The sequence below is a fragment of the Neisseria sp. P0021.S005 genome (assembly GCF_051956955.1).
On sequence record NZ_JBQCWY010000710.1, the window covers coordinates 1 to 1538 of the forward strand.

Sequence of the window (1538 nt, forward strand, 5' to 3'; positions counted from 1 at the left end):
ATGCCATGCTGATGCTCAATACGCCGATGCTCAATGCGCTGATGAAGGATGTTTTTTTCATGGGAGTGTCCTGAATATTGGGTTGATATGTGTTTATTGTTCGTTTTGACCGGCAGATTCACTGTCTGCGTTTTTCTCGGCAAAGCTGGTCATGAATTTGCCGATAAGGTTTTCCAAAACCATGGCGGAGCTGGTGACGGTAATGGTGTCGCCTGCCGCCAAAGAATCGGTATCGCCGCCTTGTTGCAGGCCGATGTATTGTTCGCCCAATAGGCCTGAAGTCAGGATTTGTGCGGAAACGTCGCTGCTGAACTGATATTGGCTGTCCAGATTGAGGGCGACTTTTGCCTGATAGGATTTAGGGTCGAGCTGAATGGAGGCAACACGGCCCACCAGTACGCCTGCGGATTTTACCGGAGCGTTGGTTTTCAAGCCGCCGATGTCGCTGAAATCGGCATAGACGGTGTAGGTTTGTGATGATTTGCCGAACGATTGTCCGCCGGCGGCGCGGAAGGCAAGAAAGCCGATAGCAGCCGCGCCTAGTAAGACAAACAGTCCTACCCAAAATTCCAAAGCATTTTTTTTCATGTGCTATTGTCCTTGTTTCATTCTTTTTAAGTGTCGTTTCAGACGGCCTTTAGTCGGTAAACATCCATGCGGTCAACATGAAGTCGACAGCGAGGATGGTCAGGGCGGAAGACACTACTGTGCGTGTACTGGCACGCAAAATACCTTCGGAAGTCGGTACGCAGTGGAAGCCCTGATGTACGGCGATTAACGTAACGGCTACGCCGAAAGCGGCGGATTTGATTAAGCCGTTGAGTACGTCGTAATGGAAGGTAATGTTGTTTTGCATTTGCGACCAGAAAATACCGCCGTCCAAACCCAGCCATTCGACGCCGACCAAATACGCGCCGTAAATGCCGGCAACGTTGAAAATCGAAGCCAGCAAAGGCATGGAAAACACGCCCGCCCAAAAGCGCGGCGCAACCACGCGTGCCACGGGGTCGACCGCCATCACGTTCATTGCTTCAAGCTGCTCGGTGGTTTTCATCAAGCCGATTTCGCTGGTCATGGCGCCGCCTGCGCTGCTGGCAAACAGAATGGCCGCCAATACGGGACCCAATTCGCGCAACAGGGAAGCGGCAACCATATAGCCTAAAATATCGGCGGATTTGAATTTTGCCAGCTGCGTATAGCCTTGCAAGCCCAATACCATGCCGACAAACAGGCCGGACACGGCGACAATCAGGACGGACAACACGCCTGCAAAGTAAATCTGGCGGATGCTCAGGCGCGGACGGGCAAACGCCGTGCCTGATTTGGCCAGGATCTGCAGGAAAAACAGCGTAATGCTGCCCAGCGATTGGATGAAGCCGAGGGTTTTTGCCCCGACGGAACGGATAAAATTCATAGGTTTCAGTTGATTGGTTAAATGGTTTTCAGACGGCCTTGTTTAAGTTTCAGGCCGTCTGAACATCAGCCCAGCAAGTCTTGTTTTAAAGTCGTTTGCGCCGGATAGCGGTATGCTACGGGGC

2 protein-coding genes are annotated in these 1538 nt (G+C 52.1%); both read right to left on the bottom strand.

Annotation, left to right across the window (positions count from 1 at the left end; translation table 11 throughout):
* Positions 1 to 93: 93 nt before the first annotated feature.
* Positions 94 to 588 (bottom strand): outer membrane lipid asymmetry maintenance protein MlaD, encoded by a 495-nt coding sequence (gene mlaD, locus ACTHUE_RS18575; RefSeq protein ID WP_003681819.1) that lies wholly within the window; start codon positions 586 to 588, stop codon positions 94 to 96.
* 49 nt (positions 589 to 637) lie between these two features.
* On the bottom strand, positions 638 to 1414 hold the full coding sequence (mlaE, locus tag ACTHUE_RS18580; RefSeq protein ID WP_049359439.1) for a lipid asymmetry maintenance ABC transporter permease subunit MlaE: 777 nt from the start codon (positions 1412 to 1414) through the stop codon (positions 638 to 640).
* Positions 1415 to 1538 lie beyond the last annotated feature (124 nt).

Coding starts and splice junctions, on each gene's coding strand:
- mlaD (WP_003681819.1), bottom strand. CDS start 588: ATGAAAAAAAATGCTTTGGAATTTTGGGTAGGACTGTTTGTCTTACTA.
- mlaE (WP_049359439.1), bottom strand. CDS start 1,414: ATGAATTTTATCCGTTCCGTCGGGGCAAAAACCCTCGGCTTCATCCAA.